This is a genomic window from Alsobacter sp. R-9, from assembly GCF_054612375.1.
Genome location: NZ_JBTSWJ010000016.1, coordinates 33,256 through 52,486 on the forward strand (window position 1 = coordinate 33,256; position 19,231 = coordinate 52,486).

Genomic DNA, 19,231 nt, shown 5'->3' on the forward strand with positions numbered 1-19,231 from the left:
CGGAGCCGCCATCTTCCCGCCCGACCTCGCAAGGATGACCCATGACCGGTCCGACCAAACGTGCCTCCCGTGTCGTCGTCGCCGTTTTCGACGGCCTGCGGCCCGATCTCGTCCGCGAGGACACCACACCGAACATCCTGCGGCTCGCCGCCCGGGGAGCGTGGTTCCGCGAGGCCCGCAGCATCTACCCGTCCGTGACCCGCGTCGCGACGGCTTCATTCGCGACAGGGGCGCCGCCGGCCGTCCACGGCATCGTCGGCAATGCGTTCTACCATCCGGTCGCGTTTAGGAGCCGGGTCCTCGACACGAGCAAGGCGGCCGACATCGCGGCAGCCGACTACGCGGAGACTGGTTCGTTCGTGACGGCTGAAACGCTGGGCGACCAGCTTGTGCGGGGCGGCCGCCGTCTCGCCGTGGTCCACACGGGATCGGCTGGTTCTGCCTACATGATCAATCCCCGTGCCCGACGGAACGGGCATTGGACGTTCTCGGTCCACGGGGTTGACCATACGCAGACCCCGGAGGCCGTCGAGGAGGTCGTGGCGCGCTTCGGCCCACTTCCCGAACGCGCGCTGCCACGGCTGCCCGACCAGTCCTACGCGGCCAAGGCGATGGTCGGGCACGTCCTGCCCATCATTGCAGCGGACGTCACGGTCGTCTGGTTCAACGAGCCGGATACGTCGTTTCACTACAGCGCCATCAGCCACGACAATGCACGGGCGGCTCTCAGGGCCGCCGACGCGGCATTCGGTGAGATTCTCGATTGGGTCGACGCGCAGCCCGATGCCGACCGCATCGCCGTCATCGCCGCATCAGATCACGGCCAGATCACGGCCGACACACAGGTCTCGCTGGCGGAGCGTGCCGGCGCAGCGGGCTTCAGGATCGGCCAGAAGGACAGGCTCGACGGCATGGCGCACGTCATGACCGGCGGCAGGCAGGGCGAGATCCGGAGCCTCGCCGGCGACGCGGCGGCCGTGGAAAAGCTGGCGCGATGGCTGATGGAACAGCCCGAGGTCTCGCACGTCTTCTCACCGGCGGCGAACGAGATCGAGGGGATCGTTCCCGGGACCTTCGCGTTCGATGTCGTGGATGCCCACCATCCACGCCAGCCCGATCTCGGCTACGTGCTCCGCGCCACGAATGGTCCGGACCAGCATGGGCTTCCCGGCGTCGGCGCGATGACGCCGGGAGATGTTCCCGTCGGCGGCGGCATGCACGGCGGCCTTCACGCCAACGAGCTCAACACCGTGCTGGTCGTTTCACATCCCGAACTGGCCGCGGGGCTCGTGTCGGACCGCCCGTGCGGTCTCATCGACATCGCACCGACGATCCTCGATCTGCTCGGCCTTCCCGCCGTGTCCACCATGCGGGGAACAAGCCTGATGACGCCGCCTCGGGACGAGGCCAACAGAAGCACCTTCTTCGTGGAACACCGCGACTTTACGCAATCCGTTGCCGTGGTGGAGCAGGACGGCCGACGGTTCATCGTCAACGGCTGAGGCGTGCTCCTGCATGCGAAGAAAAGGGGCGGCCCACGGGCCGCCCCTTCTGCCGTCAGGCCTTGCCGAACGCCAGGTTATCCGGCCGCAGGTCCATGAAATAGAACGTCGTGGGGCGCCACCCGATGGACTTTCGGATCGCGTAGGCCTCGAGCGGTTGGTAGAGGATGGTGCCGGGCACCTCGTCCTCCCACACGTCGAGCATCTGGGCGAAGAGGGCCTTGCGTCGCACGGGGTCGGTCTCGGCCTCGAGGCTGCGGCCCAGCGCGTTGAAGGCGTCCGGCGTCTGCCACATCTTGTCCCCCTGGATCTCGCCGCCGGGGCCCCACGCGATCCAGACCGCGCCGAGCGGATCGGGCAGCCGCGTCGAGTTGGACCAGTTCGAGATCTGCGAGCCGGCCCCGCGCATCTGCGTCGAATTCTCGACGACCTGCAGGGACGTGTTGAGTCCCACGGCCTTCCACATCTCGACCATGATCTGCGCGGCTTCGAGGGCGTTGGTGTAGTAGTTGGCCTGGGTCCTGTAGACGATCGGTTCGCCCTTGTAGCCCGCCTCCTTCAGCAGGGCCCGGGCGCGCTCCGGGTCGAATGGCAGCTTCCGGCCCTCCACGAACATCGCGCCGTACTCGGGATAGTTGTGGCTCGGAGGTACCGCCGCCTTCCCGAGCCACAGCGTGTCGACGAGCTTCTGCCGGTCGATCGACAGCGACAGGGCCTGGCGCACCCGCTTGTCCGACAGGACCTTGTCGCGCCCGTCGAAGATGAGCACGTGGCTGTTGGCGAGCACCACGGAGCGGACGTCGATGTCCTTGTACTGGCCCACCACGGACATCTGGTCAGGGGGAACGTTGGTGATGAGGTCGTAGTCGCCGGCGACGAGCCCCGCGACGCGCGCCGCCAGCTCCGGGATGTTGCGGAACACGACGCGTCGCGCCGTGGGCCGGCCCATCCAGTAGTCGTCGAAGGACTCCAGGACGGTTGCGTCGTTGGGATTGTGGCTGGCGACCTTGAAAGGACCCGTGGCGACAGGCTTCCGCGAATAGGCTTCGAAGCCCATCTCCTCGTAGGCGCGCTTGTTGACGATCCAGGCACACCAGGACGCGAGCCGCTGCTCCAGCAGGACGTCGGGGACGCGCGTCCGGAACCGGACCGTATAGGGGTCGATCACGTCGCATCCCGCCAGGATCCCGAAATAGGGCCTCGCGCCCGGGATCTGGGCCTTCTCGCCGTACATCCGGCCCTCGCGGAACGTGTAGGCGACGTCCTCAGCGGTCATCTCGTCCCCGTTGTGGAACTTCACGCCCTTGCGGAGCGTCACCACGAGTTCCTGGGGGGACTTCCGTTCCCAAGACAGCGCCAGATGAGGCTTCAGCTGCGAGCCTCCTCCATCGGGGCTCCCCAGGAAGTCACGGCGGATCAGCGTATCGAAAATTGAGTAGGTGACGCGCGTCCCCACGTTCGACAGCTCTCTCGCAGGCTCGAGCGTGGCCGGCAGCCCTGCAACGGCGACCGTAAATACGGGGCGGCCGTCAGCCTGCGCGCGGGCTCGGGTCACGGACGTCAGCAGTGGAGCAGCCAGCGCGCTGGCCACGAGCCCTCGCCGGGTGATCGCCATGGTACATTCTCCGTCAGTTGTGTCGGGTGACCCGTCCATTGGGACTGCGGACCGCAACAGCCGGATGACGATCAGATGTAGGAACGAGGATCGTCGACGATGACGGCATCGGGACGATGCACGGCGAGTGCCGTCCAGTCCTCCGCCGCCGAGACGCCGACGACCGGCGGCGTGGCGTAAGGATCTCCGGCCATCACGGCCATCCGCATGCCCCATCCGCGCAGGTCGGTCGCTCTCGCGAGCGTCACGTCGACCTGCCAAAGCCGAAACCAGGTTGCACCGGCCGTGAACCAGGCGCGCATGTCGTCGGGAGCGGAGGAGAATGCGAGGATGGGGAGGCCGGCCAGACGCACGGCGGCGGCGTGCACGGGATGCCTCAGTCCGATGAGATAGCGGTCCCTTGCACGATCCCGCTTCACGATCGTGATGACCGGTTCGATCGGCTGATCGGGTGTCAGCTTCACGTCGAGCAGAAGCCCGCAGTTGCGGCTTGCGACGGCGGCTTCGCGTAGCGTGACGACGGCCGGCAGGATCGCCTTCAGTTCGCGATAGTCGATGTCCTCCACGCGGCGGGGGTCACCGGCCGCCAACCGCGCCAGCGTGGAATCGTGGAAGCAGACGACGACGCCGTCCCGGGTCAGCCTCACATCCGTCTCGATCGCATCCGCACCGGCCGTCAGCGCGGCACGGAAGCTTTCGGTGCTGTTTTCCGGGGCGAGCGCCGATGCGCCACGGTGCGCGATGACCAGCGTGCGCTTGATGTCGTCCCAGGGGAGCAGCCAGCGGTTCATGCGGAACCCCGCTTGTCCAGGGTCGGGTCGAGCCGGTCACGGAGCCAGTCGCCGAAAAGGCTCATGGACAGCGTCGTGAGAAAGATCACGATCCCGGGAAGCACGGCGATCCACCACGCATTGAGAAGGTAGCGCCTGCCCTCCCCGAGCATCAGGCCGAGCGACGTCCCCGGCGGCTGGACGCCGAGGCCGAGGAACGAGAGCGAGGTCTCGAGCAGGATCGTGCCGGGAAAGTTGATCGTCGCCTGCACGACGAGGGAGGCGGCGATGTTCGGGAACAGGTGGGACTTCACGATCCGCAGGGAACCGGCGCCGAGGCCCTCGACGGCGCGGATGTAGCCGCTGGCCTGCTCCGACAGCACGAGACCGCGCACGAGACGCGTGTACTTCTCCCAGCCGTCGAGGCTGACGACGAGGACGAACAACAGCGGGTTGTTGCCGAAGAACGCCAGCAGCGCCAGCGCCAGGAACAGCGATGGCAGCGCCGCCTGCGCATCGACGACCATCATGATCGTCTGGTCGACCAGTCCCCGCGACCGTGCGGCCACCAGACCGAGCAGAGTTCCCAGCACCGCGCCGATGGCGGTACCGAGGATCGCGATGACGATCGATGTGCGGATCGCGTAGACGAGCCGGCTCAGGATATCCCGTCCGAGGTGATCGGTCCCGAGCGGGTACTGCATGGAACCGCCGGCAAAGACGGGGGGCCGGAGGCGGGCCAAGAGATTCTGGGTCGTGTAGTGGCTGGGGGCGATCAGGTCGGCGAGCGCTGCGACGACGAGGATCAGGGCGAGGAAGCTCGCGGCGAGAGCGACCGTCACCGGCCAGCGCGCCCGCTGTCGCCGGGCCATCTCGCGCGTGTCCGCAGCGAGGGTCATGGGGAGGCCCTCGCCGATCCGTCGACCCCGACACGCGGATCGAGCAAGGCATGGAGAAGGTCCACCGCGAGGTTGGACAGCACCATGATCAGCGTCACCAGAAGGATCACGCCCTGAGCCACGGGAAGGTCGCGCTGGCTGACGGAGTCCACGAGGAGGCGACCGAGCCCCGGCCACGCGAAGATCGTCTCCGTCACCGCCGCGCCCGCGAGGATGTGCCCGACCTCGATGCCGAGGAACATCAGGATGGGCACGGCCGCGTTGGGCATCGCGTGCCGCAGGACCACGGCCACGGCCCCGAGACCCTTGGCCTTTGCGGTGCGGATGAAGGGCTTGCCGAGAACTTCCAGGGCCGAAGTGCGGGCGAACCGGGCAAGACGCCCTGCGAGCGGCAGTCCGAGCGTCAATGCAGGCATGACGAGATGCCACGCGGTCTGCGATCCGGCCGACGGCAGGACGCGCAGTTGAAGAGCGAAGAGGAGGATGAGCAGGATTCCGAGGAAGAAGACCGGCATGGAGTAGCCCATGACGGCCAAACCCATGATCGCCCGGTCGACCGGAGTTCCGTGGCGGAGAGCCGCCACGACGCCCGCCGGAAAGCCGATCAGCGCGGCGATGGCGAGGGCGCATAAGCCGAGCAGCAGCGTCCGGGGGAGCGCTTCCATCAGGATGCCGAGAACGGGCTGGCGATCGCTGAGCGAAACGCCCAGGTCCCCGCGGGCGGCTGCGGACAGGTAGACGACGAACTGCTCCGGCATGGGCCGGTCGAGCCCCCACATCTCCCGGTATTCCGCCCGGACGGTCGGCGGAGTCTCGGGCGGCAGAAGGATCTCGGCCGGGTCGCCCGCGACCCGCAGAAGCGCGAACACGGCCGTGAGGCAGATGAGCATGGCGAGGAGGGCGCGCAGACCTCGCCGGGCGATGAACGTCAACACTTCGCGGCTCCAACCGTCGCGGAGTGAGTTACGTCCTCTCTTGCGACGTTGGCGTGACGCCGGTGTGCGGGATTCACCGGATGCCCGGCGGCTGGCTGCGAAGCTTAACATATGTTAACGAATTGCCAGCGTACGGAGGCGTCATGATCACGCGTCGGCAGTCCATCGAGATCTATGCGCGCGCCAGCCGCGCGTGGTTCCGCCAGAACGCGGCGACCCAGGCGCAGCGGAAGGTCAACGACTGCCGCTCCCGCAACGATCACGACGGCGTGGATGCGTGGCAGCAGGTGAAGGCCGAGATCGAGCGGCTCGATCGCGAAGGCCCGTCGAGCCGCCTCCGCGATCGATTCTAGTCTCGAGCCGCCGTCGTCCGATCGTCATGGTCGTCGGCTAGCGGGCAGGCGGCGCGACATCGTTGCGCTCGCGGCGAGGTCGAGCAGACTTGCGGGTCCCGGCGGGGCGACCGACACAGGACCGGATCCATGGCGCGGGACATTGCAGGCCTGTGGACCGAGCTTGATCTCCCCGGCGTCGTTTTCGGCTTCCGGCTCGACGACGAGGGGCACCCGACGGCACTGACCCGAGCGGACCTCGGTGACGTGCCCCCGTCGACGGGGTTCCTCTGGATCCACCTCAACCTTGCCGACAACCGCGCGCGACGGTGGCTTGCCGACGTCGAGGGCATCTCCGACGAAGCGAAGGAGACCGTCCTCGACCACGCGGTCCACGACCGCGTCGAGCTGGCGGGGGCCATGATCGCGGGTGCTTTCGTCGATCTGAGGCTCGACTTCGAAGGCGGCACCGAGGAGACGGCGCAGCTCCGCTTCATCCTCGGCGAGCGCCTTCTCATCACGGCGCGTCGGCAGGCCCTGCGGTCCATCGAGGCGACCCGGCAGGCGGTTGCATCCGGCCGCCACGTCGAGTCGGCGCTCGACCTGTTCGAAACCATCGTCGACCACGAGGCCGACCTGCTCCATACGGCCGCGGCGGATCTCGGCCACGAGGTGGACAGGATCGAGGACCGAATCCTTCAGGACGACATCGACGTCACAGACCGGATCGGCTCCGTCCGACGGCGCGCAGTGGCTCTTCACCGCCAGTCGGGGCGACTCGTCACGTTGTTCCGTCGCGTCGAGATGGCGCCGGGCTTTCGCCTCCCGTCGGAGATCCGGGAGGCGGCCGGGCGGATCGCCCAGCGTCTCGACTCGATCCACCAGGAGATCGGTTCGGCCCAGGACCGGGCGCGGCTCCTGCAGGATGAGGCCAATGCCAAGATGGCAGCCGAGTCCAACCGGCAGCTCTACGTGCTGTCGCTATTGACCGCGGTCTTTCTGCCCGCGACCCTGGTGACCGGCCTCTTCGGAATGAACACGAAGGGATTGCCCTTCGAGGAGCAGCCGTGGGGCTTCTGGGGGGCGGCGACCGTAGCCGCGGGTGCCGCGCTTCTCGTCTACCTCCTCCTGCGCTTCCTCGTGCGCCGTCGCTAGGCAACGATTCCGCGACCGCCGGGGGACGCGGTCGTGGCAGTGTCATCCCCGCCGGCTAGAAGACGATTGCTGCGATGCAGGCGTACGGATCGTCGCCGCGGCAGCATCATCCCCACTCCCAAGGGACGCCAACATGACGACGACCGCTTCATCCCGCCCCGTGGTGGGCGCCGCTCTCACCTTGCCTTTCGTGGACATGTATCGCGATTGGATCTTCGAGCGCTCGCGCGATCTCGAACTTCAGGACTTCCATGTCGCAGCCGCACTCGACGGCGACTGGAAGACGGTCGCGGATCGCGCGCGGCGCATCCTCGACGGGTATCGCGGCCGGCTCGGCATCCACGGACCCTTCTGGGGCTTCAAGATCGATTCGCACGACCCGGACATCCGGGCGGCCGTCCGCCGGCGGATGATGCAGGGCCTCGACGTCTGCGGCGTCCTCGGCGCCACGCAGATGGTGATCCACTCGCCCTACACGACGTGGGACCACAACAACCTCGACATGATCGCGGACGCGCGGGCCAAGGTCGTCGAGCGGGTTCACGACACGCTTCTGCCCGTCGTCAGGCGCGCGGAGAGCATGGGCTGCGAGCTCGTCATCGAGAACATCGAGGACAAGGATCCGTTCGTCCGTGTCGCCCTCGCGCAGAGCTTCGGCAGCGGCGCCGTGAAAGTGTCCATCGACACCGGACACGCCCACTACGCCCACGTGTCGACCGGCGCCCCGCCCGTCGACTACTACGTGACGGCGGCCGGCGATCACCTGCGGCACGTCCACCTTCAGGACACGGACGGCTATGCCGACCGCCATTGGTCTCCCGGAGAGGGGACGATCCTGTGGGAGTCCGTCTTCCGCGCCCTGTCGCGCGGGACCTCCCAGCCGCGTCTCGTCCTCGAGCTGCGCGATCATCGCGACGTCCCGAAGGCGGCGGCCTATCTCAAGGCCCTCGGGCTGGCGGACTGACGATCCGCGTCGGCGCGTCACCGAGAAACGGCCGGGCCATGCGCCCGGCCGTTGCCGTTCGAGGAAGCTAGCGCAGCGTCGGGTCGAGGCGGTCGCGGAGCCAGTCCCCGAGCACGGAGACCGCAAGCGTGGTCAGGACGATGGTGACGGAGGGCGCGAGCATGATCCACGGCGCGCGCGTGATGTACTCACGCCCGTAGCCGACCATGTTGCCGAGGCTGGTCATCGGCGGCTGAACGCCAAGCCCGAGGAACGACAGCCCGGATTCGAGGAGGATGACCTCGGGGAAGACGAGGGTCATCGACACGATGATCGTGGAGGCGATGTTGGGCAGGATGTGGCGCCCGTAGATGCGCAGCGGGGAAGCGCCGAGCTGGCGCACGGCGCCCGCGTATCCCTGCGATCCGGCCGAGACCGCGAGCCCCCGCGCGATCCGCGCGTACCGCTCCCAGCCGTAGAGCCCCATGAGGCCGATGAGGAGCGGCAGGGAGTTCCCGAAGAAGGCCAGCACTGCGAGAGCCATGATCAGGAAGGGGATGCTGGCCTGGAAGTCGGCCAGCATGAGGACGACCTGCTCGACCCAGCCGCGGAAATGCGCGGCGAGGAAGCCGAGCAGCGTGCCGAGGGCGGCCGAGATCAGCGTCGCGCCGAAGGCGATCACGAGCGACACCCGGATCGAAGCGATGAGCCTCGACAGCACGTCGCGGCCCAGTTCGTCCGTGCCGAGCCAGTGCGACGGGTGACCGGGAACGGCGAGCCGGTTGCGCAGGTCCATCGCGGTGAAGCCGCGCGGCGAGATCACGTCGGCGAGGACGGCGACGGCCACCATCGCGACGAGCCAGCCCAGGGCGAGGCCGACCGACAGCGGGAGCTTCGGGAGATGACGGACGGGCTGTGAGGCAGCCCGAGCGGCAGGCACGGTCGTGTCGGACATCAGTGGGCTCCGGCGTGGCTGCGCAGGCGCGGATCGAGGAAGCCGTAGAGGAAATCGACGACGAGGTTGGACGTCACCATGGTCGCGGCGATCAGCAGCAGGATGCACTGCACGACGGCGAGGTCGCGGTTGGCGACGGCGACCACGAGAAGCCGGCCCACGCCCGGCCAGGAGAAGACGCTCTCCACCACCACCGCGCCCGCAATGAGCGTGCCGACCATGAACCCGATGATCGTGACGGTGGGAATGGCTGCGTTGGGAAGCGCGTGGCGCGAAATGACAGCCCGCCACGGAACGCCCTTCGCGGAGGCCGTCCGAATGAAGGGCTGCCCCAGCACCTCCAGCATGGCGGAGCGGGTGAATCGGGCCAGCACCGCGGCTCCCCCGATTCCCAGCGTCAGGATCGGCAGGATGGCGCTGCGCCAGCTGTCCTGCCCGCCGGACGGGAGCCACCCCAGCGTCACGGCGAACACGAGCACCAGGACGAGGCCGAGGACGAAGCTCGGGACGGTGAAGCCGGCCACGGCTGCCGCCATGACGGCGCGGTCGATGGCGCTGCCGCGATGGAGCGCCGCGTAGAGCCCCGCCGGCACGCCCACGCCGATCTTCAGCAGGAGAGCCGGGACGGTGAGCGCCAGCGTGGCCGGGATTCGCTCGGCGACGAGTTCGATGGCGTCCCGTCCATCGCGCATCGAGCGGCCGAGTTCGCCATGCGCGATGGCGCCGAAATAGCGGACGTACTGGAGCCAGATCGGATCATCGAGGCCCCACGCCTTGCGAAACGCGGCGATCACCTCGGGGGGTGCTTCCGGCCCCATGATGATCAGGGCCGGATCGCCCGACAGCCGCAGCACCACGAAGGCGAAGGTGACGACGAGCGCGATGGTGACGAGGGCGCGCAGTGACCGGATTCCGAGATAACGCAGCATCAGGCGGCCTCCGCGGGGGCGGCGCCCGGGTTGACGAGATGGCACGCGACGGCGCGGCCGGGCGCGGCCGGCGCGAGCGCGGGGCTCTCCGTGCGGCACCGCGCCACCGCGACGGGGCAGCGGGGGTGGAACGCGCAGCCCACCGGCCGGGCGGCAGGGTTCGGTGGGTCGCCGCGCAGGACGATGCGGTCCTTCATGGCTCGCCCGGGAGCGGGCGCGGCCGACACCAGCGCGCGCGTGTAGGGGTGCTGGGGCTCGGCGAAGAGATCTTCCGCATCGCCTTCCTCGACGATCCGGCCGAGATACATCACCGCGATGCGCTTGCTGACCTGCCGGACCACGCGCAGGTCGTGGCTGATGAAGACCATCGCGATCCCCAGTTCGGCCTGCAGGTCGACGAGCAGGTTGACCACCTGCGCCTGGATCGACACGTCGAGGGCGGACACGGGCTCGTCGCAGACAAGGAGGTCGGGTCGTGTTGTGAGGGCGCGCGCCAGGACGACGCGCTGCCGCTGTCCGCCGGACAGCTCATGCGGGTACCGCCGGCCCTGCTGGAGCGAAAGTCCGACGGACCGCAGCAGCTCGACCGTCCTCGCCTCGCGGTCCGAAATGCTGCCGATCCGGTGGATGTCGAGCGGCTCGCGGATCTGCAAGTTGGCGGGCAGGCGGCGATCGAGGGCGCCGAGCGGGTCCTGGAAGATCATCTGCATGCGCGCGCGCAACGCCCTCCACTCCGGAGATCCCGGCATCGGCATCGGCTCACCGGCGAACAGCACCTGGCCCTCGTCCGGTCGCTCGAGACCGAGGGCGACGCGGCCCGTCGTCGACTTGCCCGACCCGGACTCCCCGACGATCCCGAGCGTCTCACCGCGCCCGAGGGTGAAGGAAACGCCATCGACGGCCCGCACGGCGGAGACCTTGCCGAAGAGGCCCGCCCGCTGGCTGTAGACGCGGGCGATCGCCTCGGCCTTGAGAAGGACGCTGGTCATGCGCGCAACAGCTCCCGCTCGGGCCGCTCGGCCGGAAGCGATTCGGGATGGAAGCAGGCCGCGCGTCGCCCCGCCCCGACGGGAGACAGCCTCGGCGATCCTGACGTGCAGGCCTCGGACCGCCGGTCGCACCGGTCTGCGAAGGCGCAGCCCGTGGGAAGGTGGCGTGGGTCGGGCACCGTGCCGGGGATCGCCGTGAGCCGGCGACGGGGGCCGTCGATCGGCGGCAGGGCGCCGATCAAGCCTCGGGTGTAGGGGTGCCGCGGAGCGGAGAAGAGTTGCGCGGCCGGCGCCTCCTCCACGATGCGCCCGGCATACATGACGCACACCCGGTCGCAGATGTCGGATACGACGCCGAGGTCATGGCTGATCAGGACCAGCGCCATCCCGGTCTCGCGCCGGATCTGCTGGATCAGGTCGAGGATCTGCGCCTGGATCGTCGCGTCAAGCGCCGTGGTCGGCTCGTCGGCGATCAGCAGGTCCGGCTGGCCGGCGAGCGCCATCGCGATCATGATCCTCTGGTTCTGCCCGCCGGAGAACTCGTGGGGGTAGGCCGAAAGCCGCCGCCCGGCGTCCGGAATGCCGACGAGATCGAGCAGCCGCCGCGCCTCCGCGACGGCGCTCGCGCCGGAGAGCTCGCGATGGAGCGCAAGGGCCTCGACGAGTTGGCGGCGGATCGACAGGACCGGGTTGAGGGCACTGGCCGGGTCTTGGAAGATCATCGCGATCTTTCCGCCGCGGACCGTGTCTAGCGCGCGCTCCGGGGCCCGAAGCAGATCCTGGCCCTGAAGCGTCACTCGGCCGGCGATCCGCGCCTTCGCCGGGAGAAGACGAAGGGCAGCGAGCCAGGTCACGGACTTGCCCGATCCCGACTCGCCCACCAGCCCGACCGCCTCTCCTGGGGCCACGGCGATGTCAACGTCCCGCAACACCGGCACGTCGTCGAAGGACACCGTCAGGCGTTCCAGGCTGACGAGCGGCGGGGCGGCAACGGCGGCTGGCAGGGCCTTTTCCAATTGCACGGGCTGGATGATCGACATGGCGCGGTTCCCGGGTCGAATGGAGAAACAGCCGGCCCGAGGGAACGGGCCGGCCGAATGGTGAGGGTCGATCAGGCGCCGAAGTTGCCCTGGCGGAAGTCCATGGCGAAGGCCGGGGCCGTCTTCCAGCGGATCGACTTCGGCTTGGCCGTGAACGTCGCGTTCTGGTGCAGCACCGTGTAGGCGGGGTCCTCACGCTCGCAGATCTCGAGCATGCGGCGGAACGCCTTCTTCCGGGCGGCGCGGTCGGTCGACGTCTCCATGATCTCGGAGAGCTTGTTCGCCTCCTCGTTGCTCCACTCGCCGATCTGCTGCTGCTGACCGTTGGGTCCGTGCTGCGCCACGAGGGACGAGACGGGATCGTTGAAGGGCGCCGAGTTCGACCAGTCGCGAACGCCGCGGGTGTCGCCGCGCTCCATGATCTGGGTCCAGTTCTCCTTCGTCTGGATCTGGACGTTCAGCCCCACGGCCTTCCACATCTCGACGAGGATCTGCGCCGTCGCGACCTGGTTCGTGTAGTAGTTGTTGAGCAGCCGGTAGGGGATCGGTTCGCCCTTGTAGCCGGCCTGCTTGAGAAGCGACTGGGCCAGCTTCGGATCGAAGGCGGGGACCTCCCAGTCCGCGATGAACATGTCGTCGTAGTACTCCCACTGCAGTCCTCTCGGCACGACAGTCCGCCCGGCCCACAGGCTCTCGACGATCGCCTGCCGGTCGATCGAGTGGGTCATGGCGCGCCGGACGAGCGGATTGCCGAGTACGGCGTGGTTCTTGTCGAACACGGTCAGCCGGTGGTTGAGGATCGTGCCGCCCTGCACCTCGAACGTGCCGCTCTTCTCGATCCCAGGGATCTGGTCCGGCGGGATGTCGCAGGCGAACTGGTACTCGCCGGCGAAGAGGCCGTTTACGCGGCTGGCGACCTCGGGGACCTCGACGAACCGGATCCGCTTGATCGGCGGACGGCCGCCCCAGTACTCGTCGTGCGCCTCGAGGATCAGGTACGTGTCGGGCTTGAACTCGACGACCTTGTAGGGGCCGGTCGTGACGGGCTTGCGCGCCCAGTCCAGATAGCTGGCGGCGTTGTCCCACCCCTTGCGGCTCATCACCTCCGAACCATAGCGCGACAGCCGGCCCTCGAGCGTGACGTCGGGCGTCGCGTTGTAGAAGCGGACGGTGTAGCGGTCGACGGCGTCGACTCTCAGGAGATCAGGCCACGCGCGGCGTGCGGTGGCGGGAACCTCCGGCGGCAGTTCGCGGCCCGCGCGCGGGGTCGGGATCGTCTCGAAGGCCTTGATCGTCGAGCGGTTCTTCGCCTGCGTGTCGGCGAACATCCGCTCGCGCGAAAAGGAGAACACGACGTCGTCGGCCGTCATCTCCTCGCCATTGTGGAACTTCACGCCCTGACGCAGCACCAGTTCGACCGTCTGGTCGTCGATGCGCCGCCATTCGGTGGCGAGCAACGGGATCTTCTTGAGACCCCCGAGCCAGTCGCGCCCGATGAGTCCTTCCCAGAGCGAGGAGAAGAACACCCGCTCACCGACGTTCGACTGCTCGCGCAGGACGTCGAGCGTGTTCGAGTTGGACACCTTCTGGACCGCCACGGTGATCGACGGCCGATTGTCCGCCTGACCGATGGCGAAGCGCGGCAAGGCGAGCGTGCCGGCAAGGCCGGCGCCGGACGCGAGAAGGCTTCGACGGGAAAGCTGGGTCATGGGGATCCCCCTTGTTTGCGGAAGCTGGCCGGACTTTTCCGGCCCGTGATGTTCAGAGCTGGACCGGGACGCTGACCGCGACGGCCGCAGGGGGCGCCGCGATCCGCATCGCCGGCCGGTTCGTCCGCGGTACGACGCTGATCTGCACAGGCACGACGCGCCGGATCGGAAGCCGGATGGTGCGCGCCGGCCCGATCGGGCCGGCGCATGTCCGTGGAGGGCACGGTGCCGCGGCCTTGAGGTCCCGGCGAGGAGCCAGACGCAGCATGGATCGACGCGATACCCGCATCATGCCCAGCCTCCGTGCGCTTTGAAGTTCGGCCCGGGTCATGTTCGCCGGACACCGGAACGCTAGGCCTGCCGTTCGACGTCGCGATGACAGGTGATTGACATCTGCGCGACGGACGCAGGTCCTATGGCGCCCGAGCAGTGATGAGTTTGATCGGCCGCCGCGTCCGGTGATTGGCAGCGACGCGGCCGCCCTCACGCGAATAGGGGCACAGCGTGGACGACAGACGTCACCGCGTTGTCATGGGGCTCAGGCAAGCGGAGGTAGATCCAACCAGCGCGGAGATATCCATGCGCCCCCTCGCTTCCCTCCTGCTGGCCTCGGTCGTCGTGATCGCCAGCGTGCCGGCGGTCCGCGCCGAGCCGGTGTTCAACCGCATCGCGTCGTTCCCCATCGTGCTGAACCTGCCGGCGGATCGCGATGCTAAGTCGAAAACGGTCGCCGAGATCATCGCCGGCACGGCCGATGGCAATCTGCTGGCCTATACGGACGCTGAGCAGAAGGCGCTGGGCCTCATCGACATCACTGACCCTGCCCGTCCCAGGCCGGCCGGCTTCATTCCCCTGACCGGGGAGCCGACCTCGGTCGCCATCCAGGGGCGGAAGGCTCTCGTCGCGGTCGATACGTCTCCGTCGAAGGACAAGCCCTCCGGGCACATCGCGACGGTGGACCTCGACCGGAAGGCCGTGGGCGGCACCTGTGAACTCGGTGGCCAACCCGACTCGGTCAAGGCCACGGCCGACGGGCGATTCCTCGCCATCGCCATCGAGAACGAACGGGACGAGACCAAGGACAAGGGCAAGCTGCCGCAACTGCCCGGCGGCAACCTGTCGGTCCTGGCCCTGAATGCCGACGGTGTTCCCGACTGCGGCTCGCTGCGCATCGTCGGTGTCGACGGTCTCGCGGTCGTCGCCCCGGAGGATCCGGAGCCGGAGTTCGTCGACGTCAACCGGCTCGGCGAGGCCGTGCTCACGCTGCAGGAGAACAACCACCTCGTCGTCATCGACGTCGCCTCCGGAAAGGTCCTTCGCCACTTCAGCGCGGGGGCGGTGTCGCTCAAGGGTGTGGACACGAAGCGCGACGGGATCATCGACCCGACCGGCTCCCTCGACGGCGTGAAGCGCGAGCCCGACGGCGTCGCGTGGCTGGACGACGACCGGTTCGTCACCGCCAACGAAGGCGACTACGAGGGCGGATCGCGGGGCTTCACGATCTTCCGCAAGGACGGGACGGTCGAGTACGACAGCGGGACCCTGCTGGAGCATGCGGCGATACGGCTCGGTCACTATCCGGAGCGGCGCTCGGGGGCGAAGGGCACGGAACCCGAGGGGGTCGAAGCCGCCGTCTTCGGCAGCGACCGCCTGTTTTTCGTCGGCACCGAGCGCGCCTCGCTCGTCTTCGTGTTCCGCGACCGGGGACCGGGCCAGGCGCCGGAACTGCTCCACGCGCTGCCGGCCGGCGCCGGCCCCGAGGGCCTCCTCGCGCTGCCCCAGCGAGACCTGCTCGTGGTGACGAGCGAAGTGGACGGCGGCGCCGACGGCCTCGCCCGCCCCCATGTGATGATCTACCGCCGCGCCGAGGGCACGGCCTCCTATCCGACCATCCAGTCCGGCAACGACGCAGCCGGCCTTGCGATCGGCTGGGGTGCGCTCTCCGGACTGGCGGCCCACCCGACGCAGGCGGGACGTCTCTTCGCCGTAACCGACAGCGCCTACGCCACGTCCCGCATCCTCGCCGTCGATGCGTCGCGGGCACCGGCGCAGATCGCGGAGGCGATCGCCCTGCGCAAGGACGGCAAGGCTGTCGGTTATGACATCGAGGGCATCGCGGTCCGCCCTGCCGGCGGGTTCTGGCTCGCCTCGGAGGGCAACCCGGAGCGCAAGGAGGGTGCGCTGAAGGACATCCTGCTGCGCGTCGCCGCAGACGGCTCCGTGGAGGAGGAAATCCTGCTTCCCGACGAGATCGCCCGTCACGCCGTCCGCTTCGGCTTCGAGGGCGTCGCCGTCACTGGCTCGGGCGCAGACGAGACAGTGTGGCTCGCTGTGCAGCGTGAGTGGAAGGACGACCCCAAGGGCTTCGTGAAGATCCTGTCCTACGTCCCCGCCACGAAGACCTGGGGCGTCTATCGCTATCCTCTCGACACGGCCAAGGAGGGCTGGGTCGGGCTGTCCGAACTCACCGCTCTCGGCGACGGCCGCTTCGTCGTCATCGAACGGGACAACCAGTTCGGCGACGCCGCGATGAAGACGCTGCGCACGTTCTCGGTGAAGGGTCTGAAGCCGGCCGCGCCCGGCGCGGCGGACGTCCCGGTCGTCGCCAAGTCGCTCCTCAGGGACCTCGCCCCCGACCTCAAGGCGGGCAACGGCTACGTCCTCGACAAGATCGAGGGCTTCACGGTCGACGCGGCGGGCAACGCCTTCGTCGTCAGCGACAACGATGGCGTCGACGGCTCCTCCGGCGAGACCCGCTTCATTCCGCTGGGACCCATCACGCGCTGATCGACAGGGATCCGCGGCTGCAGCCATTGTCGCGGACCCTCGTCACGGCACCGTCGCGCGACTCGCACACAAGCGAGGCGTGCGAACGTGTCGGAGGGGCACAGTCCGTGACAGCCTTCAGCTACGCAGACCCAACCATGCCGCTACTCCAGCGGGGCCTGGTGCGGTCGATCGAGGTGATGACGGGGCAGCCGCAGCTCGCGCGGCTCTACAGGGACTTCCAGAGGACGTCGGGAGCCGAGGCGTTCTGGAGCGGCGCGGTGCGGCGCCTGCGCCTCCATGTTCGCTTCGAACGGGAACGGTTACACCAGCTCCCGGCCTCGGGGCCTGCGGTGGTCGTCGCGAACCATCCCTACGGCGTGCTCGACGGCATCGTGCTCGGCTGGCTCGCGAGCCAGGTCCGGCCTGACTTCCGCATCCTCACCAACGCCGTGCTCTACCGTGCACCCGAGGTGCGGTCGTGGCTTCTGCCCGTCGACTTCTCCGGAACGCGCGAGGCGATGGCGACGAACATCGAATCGCGTCGGTTGGCGCACGCTCATCTGGCCACGGGAGGCCTGGTCCTCGTGTTCCCGGCGGGCGGCGTCTCGACGTCGCCTGATCGCTGGGGCCGCCTCGCGGCGCAGGACGCGCCGTGGCAGCCCTTCGTCGCGCAGCTCGTCCAGCGTCACCGCTGTCCGGTTCTGCCCGTCTTCTTCCACGGGCAGAACAGCCGCCTCTTCCAGATCGCCAGCCACGTCAGCCAGACGTTGCGGCTCTCGCTCCTCTTCAAGGAGGTGCGGGACCGGATCGACACGCCGGTCGATGTCACGATTGGCCCTCTGATCCCGTTCGCGGACGTCGCCCGCATCACGGACCGCGCCGCCCTGTGCGCGCATCTGCGGGACGTTACCTACGGCCTCGCGGACGATCCCCCCTCCGTCAGGGTCCCCACAAGGGAAACGGCGAGGTCGCCTCGTCCCGCACGCTCCGGATGACCGCAGCAAGCCGCCGGGAACCCTCTTCCGGGGTGCCGGTGTTCTCGATGACATGGTCGGCGGCGGTGCCGTCGAGCGCTGCCGTCCGGGCAAGCCGGGAGGCGACGTCGTCGCGTCGGGCTCGTGCCGCCAGGCGGGCCGAGAGGACCTCCGCCGGTGCGGTGATCAGCACGCACACCGTGCGACGGAAGGCTGCTCGCGCCGCGCCGATCATGGCCCGGGACCCGTTGGCAACGACGCACCGACCCCGCGACACCTCGTCCGCGTAGTTGGCCGGAATGCCGTAGTCGAGCCCGTGGGCGCTCCACCACAGACTGAACCCGCCGTTCGATCGTACGGCGGCGAAGGCCTCCGGCGTCAGAGTGTCGTGGTCCTCGCTTGCGCTGCCGGGCCGGGTCACCACCCGTCGCGCGAAGACGATGTCGGGCCGATCGTGCAGCAGGGCGCGGGCGCCCTCCAGCAGGGTATCCTTGCCGGCACCGCTCGGACCGACGACCAGAACCAGCGGTCCCGGACCGCGCGGCTCGCCCGTGCTGCCTTCAGACGACACGGCGCCCTGCCGTCCATACGGCGCGGACGGCGGGCGTCTCGCCGTCCCGGAAGCACACGAGGTCGGCCCTCAGCCCCGGCGCCAGGCGTCCGCGGTCGTTGAGCCCGGCGGCACGAGCCGGATTGTCGGTCACCGTGGCAAAGGCGTCTGGCAGCCGGATCTCGGGAACGCGACGGTTGAGGTCGAGCGCGGCGTGCAGGAGGCTGGCCGGCACGTAGTCCGACGAGAAGATGTCGAGCGTGCCCTCGCGCGCCAGCGTCTCGGCCGCGACGTTGCCGGAATGCGATCCCCCGCGCACGAGGTTGGGCGCGCCCATCAGCACGGCAATCCCGGCATCGTGGGACGCACGCGCCGCCTCGATCGTCGTCGGGAACTCGGCGATTGCGACACCGTCCGCGAGGGACTCGGCGACATGCTCGGGCGTGGCGTCGTCGTGGCTGGCGAGCGCGATGCCATGCGTCTTCGCCATGTCGACCAATGCCCGCCTGTTGGGCTCACCCCGCAGCCGGTTCGCCTCCAGGCGCTGCGCCACCAGCTCCTGAAGCTGCTCCTCGCTCATCGCAGTCTTGCCGCGGTAGTAGATCAGGAACTTCTCGATGTCCTGGAACTGCCGCTGGCCGGGCGTATGGTCCATCAGCGAGATCAGGTGCACAGGCCAGCGCGAGAGGAAGCCGGCCGTGGCGTCGAGCACGTCCTCCGCACAGATCTCGCAACGCAGGTGCGTCAGGTGGTCGGCCCGCATCAGGCCGCGCGCCCGCGCCTCGGCCAACGCATCCGCCAGCGTCTGCAGCCCTGCGGAGACGGCGTCGCGGCGTCCCTCCGTTCCCGCGCGCAGGGAGTCGAAGACCGTGGTTATGCCGGATGCCGCGATCTGGGCATCATAGGCCAGCACGGCCGAGACGGCAGGCCACTTCACGGCCGGGCGCGGTTGGTAGTGCTGCTCCAGGTGGTCCGTGTGCAGCTCTACGAGACCCGGTCCCAGCAGATCCCCGCCCGCGTCGAGGCCGCGCTCCGGCGCGCGACCCTCTCCCACCTCGGTGATCCGGCCATCGTCGACCGCGAGCCAGCCGCTCTCAACGATGCGGTCGCGCAGGATCAGCCGGGCATTCTCGATGACGAAGGTCTTGGGATCCATGGCACGGGC

General features: G+C 68.8%; 17 protein-coding genes. 6 read left to right on the forward strand and 11 right to left on the reverse strand.

What is annotated here, in order from left to right; all coding sequences use genetic code 11:
• The first annotated feature begins 41 nt into the window (after positions 1–41).
• Entirely contained in the window at positions 42–1,502 is a 1,461-nt protein-coding gene (locus tag ACX9GQ_RS21415; protein ID WP_459631633.1) for an alkaline phosphatase family protein, read from the forward strand.
• A 55-nt stretch (positions 1,503–1,557) separates the two neighbouring features.
• Here the strand turns inward: ACX9GQ_RS21415 and ACX9GQ_RS21420 are convergent, their stop codons facing one another.
• From ACX9GQ_RS21420 to ACX9GQ_RS21435, 4 genes are all read right to left on the reverse strand, one after another.
• Positions 1,558–3,117 carry an ABC transporter substrate-binding protein gene (locus tag ACX9GQ_RS21420; RefSeq protein WP_459631634.1) on the reverse strand — a complete coding sequence of 520 codons (1,560 nt, stop codon included), beginning with the start codon at positions 3,115–3,117 and terminating at the stop codon, positions 1,558–1,560.
• Between the two features lie 71 nt (positions 3,118–3,188).
• A complete protein-coding gene (locus ACX9GQ_RS21425) occupies positions 3,189–3,908 on the reverse strand; it encodes a glycerophosphodiester phosphodiesterase (protein ID WP_459631635.1) in 720 nt (239 codons plus the stop codon).
• Positions 3,905–4,786, reverse strand: coding sequence for an ABC transporter permease (locus ACX9GQ_RS21430; protein WP_459631636.1), 882 nt, complete (start codon positions 4,784–4,786; stop codon positions 3,905–3,907). The genes ACX9GQ_RS21425 and ACX9GQ_RS21430 overlap by 4 nt, the downstream gene beginning before the upstream one ends.
• A complete protein-coding gene (locus ACX9GQ_RS21435; protein ID WP_459631637.1) occupies positions 4,783–5,721 on the reverse strand; it encodes an ABC transporter permease in 939 nt (312 codons plus the stop codon). The genes ACX9GQ_RS21430 and ACX9GQ_RS21435 overlap by 4 nt, the downstream gene beginning before the upstream one ends.
• A 143-nt stretch (positions 5,722–5,864) precedes the next feature.
• On the opposite strand from ACX9GQ_RS21435, the gene ACX9GQ_RS21440 reads away from it, so the two are divergent.
• From ACX9GQ_RS21440 to ACX9GQ_RS21450, 3 genes are all read left to right on the forward strand, one after another.
• Entirely contained in the window at positions 5,865–6,074 is a 210-nt protein-coding gene (locus tag ACX9GQ_RS21440) for a hypothetical protein (protein ID WP_459631638.1), read from the forward strand.
• 129 nt (positions 6,075–6,203) lie between these two features.
• Complete coding sequence (locus ACX9GQ_RS21445; protein WP_459631639.1) at positions 6,204–7,208, forward strand: CorA family divalent cation transporter; 1,005 nt, start codon at positions 6,204–6,206, stop codon at positions 7,206–7,208.
• Positions 7,209–7,341: 133 nt separating this feature from the next.
• The gene (locus tag ACX9GQ_RS21450) at positions 7,342–8,172 is read left to right on the forward strand and encodes a sugar phosphate isomerase/epimerase family protein (protein ID WP_459631640.1); all 831 of its coding nucleotides are present in this window, start codon (positions 7,342–7,344) and stop codon (positions 8,170–8,172) included.
• Between the two features lie 67 nt (positions 8,173–8,239).
• Here ACX9GQ_RS21450 and ACX9GQ_RS21455 read toward each other — a convergent pair whose 3' ends face one another.
• The 5 genes from ACX9GQ_RS21455 to ACX9GQ_RS21475 form a co-directional block, all read right to left on the reverse strand.
• Complete coding sequence (locus ACX9GQ_RS21455; protein ID WP_459631641.1) at positions 8,240–9,106, reverse strand: ABC transporter permease; 867 nt, start codon at positions 9,104–9,106, stop codon at positions 8,240–8,242.
• Positions 9,106–10,035, reverse strand: coding sequence for an ABC transporter permease (locus ACX9GQ_RS21460; protein ID WP_459631642.1), 930 nt, complete (start codon positions 10,033–10,035; stop codon positions 9,106–9,108). Before ACX9GQ_RS21460 ends, ACX9GQ_RS21455 begins: the two co-directional genes overlap by 1 nt.
• Positions 10,035–11,024, reverse strand: a complete 990-nt coding sequence (locus ACX9GQ_RS21465) for an ABC transporter ATP-binding protein (RefSeq protein ID WP_459631643.1) — start codon at positions 11,022–11,024, stop codon at positions 10,035–10,037. The genes ACX9GQ_RS21460 and ACX9GQ_RS21465 overlap by 1 nt, the downstream gene beginning before the upstream one ends.
• A complete protein-coding gene (locus ACX9GQ_RS21470; protein ID WP_459631644.1) occupies positions 11,021–12,064 on the reverse strand; it encodes an ABC transporter ATP-binding protein in 1,044 nt (347 codons plus the stop codon). The genes ACX9GQ_RS21465 and ACX9GQ_RS21470 overlap by 4 nt, the downstream gene beginning before the upstream one ends.
• A 71-nt stretch (positions 12,065–12,135) precedes the next feature.
• Entirely contained in the window at positions 12,136–13,773 is a 1,638-nt protein-coding gene (locus ACX9GQ_RS21475) for an ABC transporter substrate-binding protein (RefSeq protein WP_459631645.1), read from the reverse strand.
• A 579-nt stretch (positions 13,774–14,352) separates the two neighbouring features.
• On the opposite strand from ACX9GQ_RS21475, the gene ACX9GQ_RS21480 reads away from it, so the two are divergent.
• The gene (locus ACX9GQ_RS21480) at positions 14,353–16,560 is read left to right on the forward strand and encodes an esterase-like activity of phytase family protein (protein ID WP_459631646.1); all 2,208 of its coding nucleotides are present in this window, start codon (positions 14,353–14,355) and stop codon (positions 16,558–16,560) included.
• Between the two features lie 137 nt (positions 16,561–16,697).
• On the forward strand, positions 16,698–17,537 hold the full coding sequence (locus ACX9GQ_RS21485; RefSeq protein WP_459631647.1) for a lysophospholipid acyltransferase family protein: 840 nt from the start codon (positions 16,698–16,700) through the stop codon (positions 17,535–17,537).
• On the opposite strand, the gene phnN is transcribed toward ACX9GQ_RS21485, so the two are convergent.
• Together phnN and ACX9GQ_RS21495 are read right to left on the reverse strand one after the other, a co-directional pair.
• Positions 17,482–18,087: a phosphonate metabolism protein/1,5-bisphosphokinase (PRPP-forming) PhnN gene (gene phnN / locus ACX9GQ_RS21490; protein ID WP_459631648.1), complete on the reverse strand. Its 606-nt coding sequence runs from the start codon at positions 18,085–18,087 to the stop codon at positions 17,482–17,484. The genes ACX9GQ_RS21485 and phnN overlap by 56 nt on opposite strands.
• Entirely contained in the window at positions 18,077–19,222 is a 1,146-nt protein-coding gene (locus ACX9GQ_RS21495) for an alpha-D-ribose 1-methylphosphonate 5-triphosphate diphosphatase (protein WP_459631649.1), read from the reverse strand. Before ACX9GQ_RS21495 ends, phnN begins: the two co-directional genes overlap by 11 nt.
• Positions 19,223–19,231 lie beyond the last annotated feature (9 nt).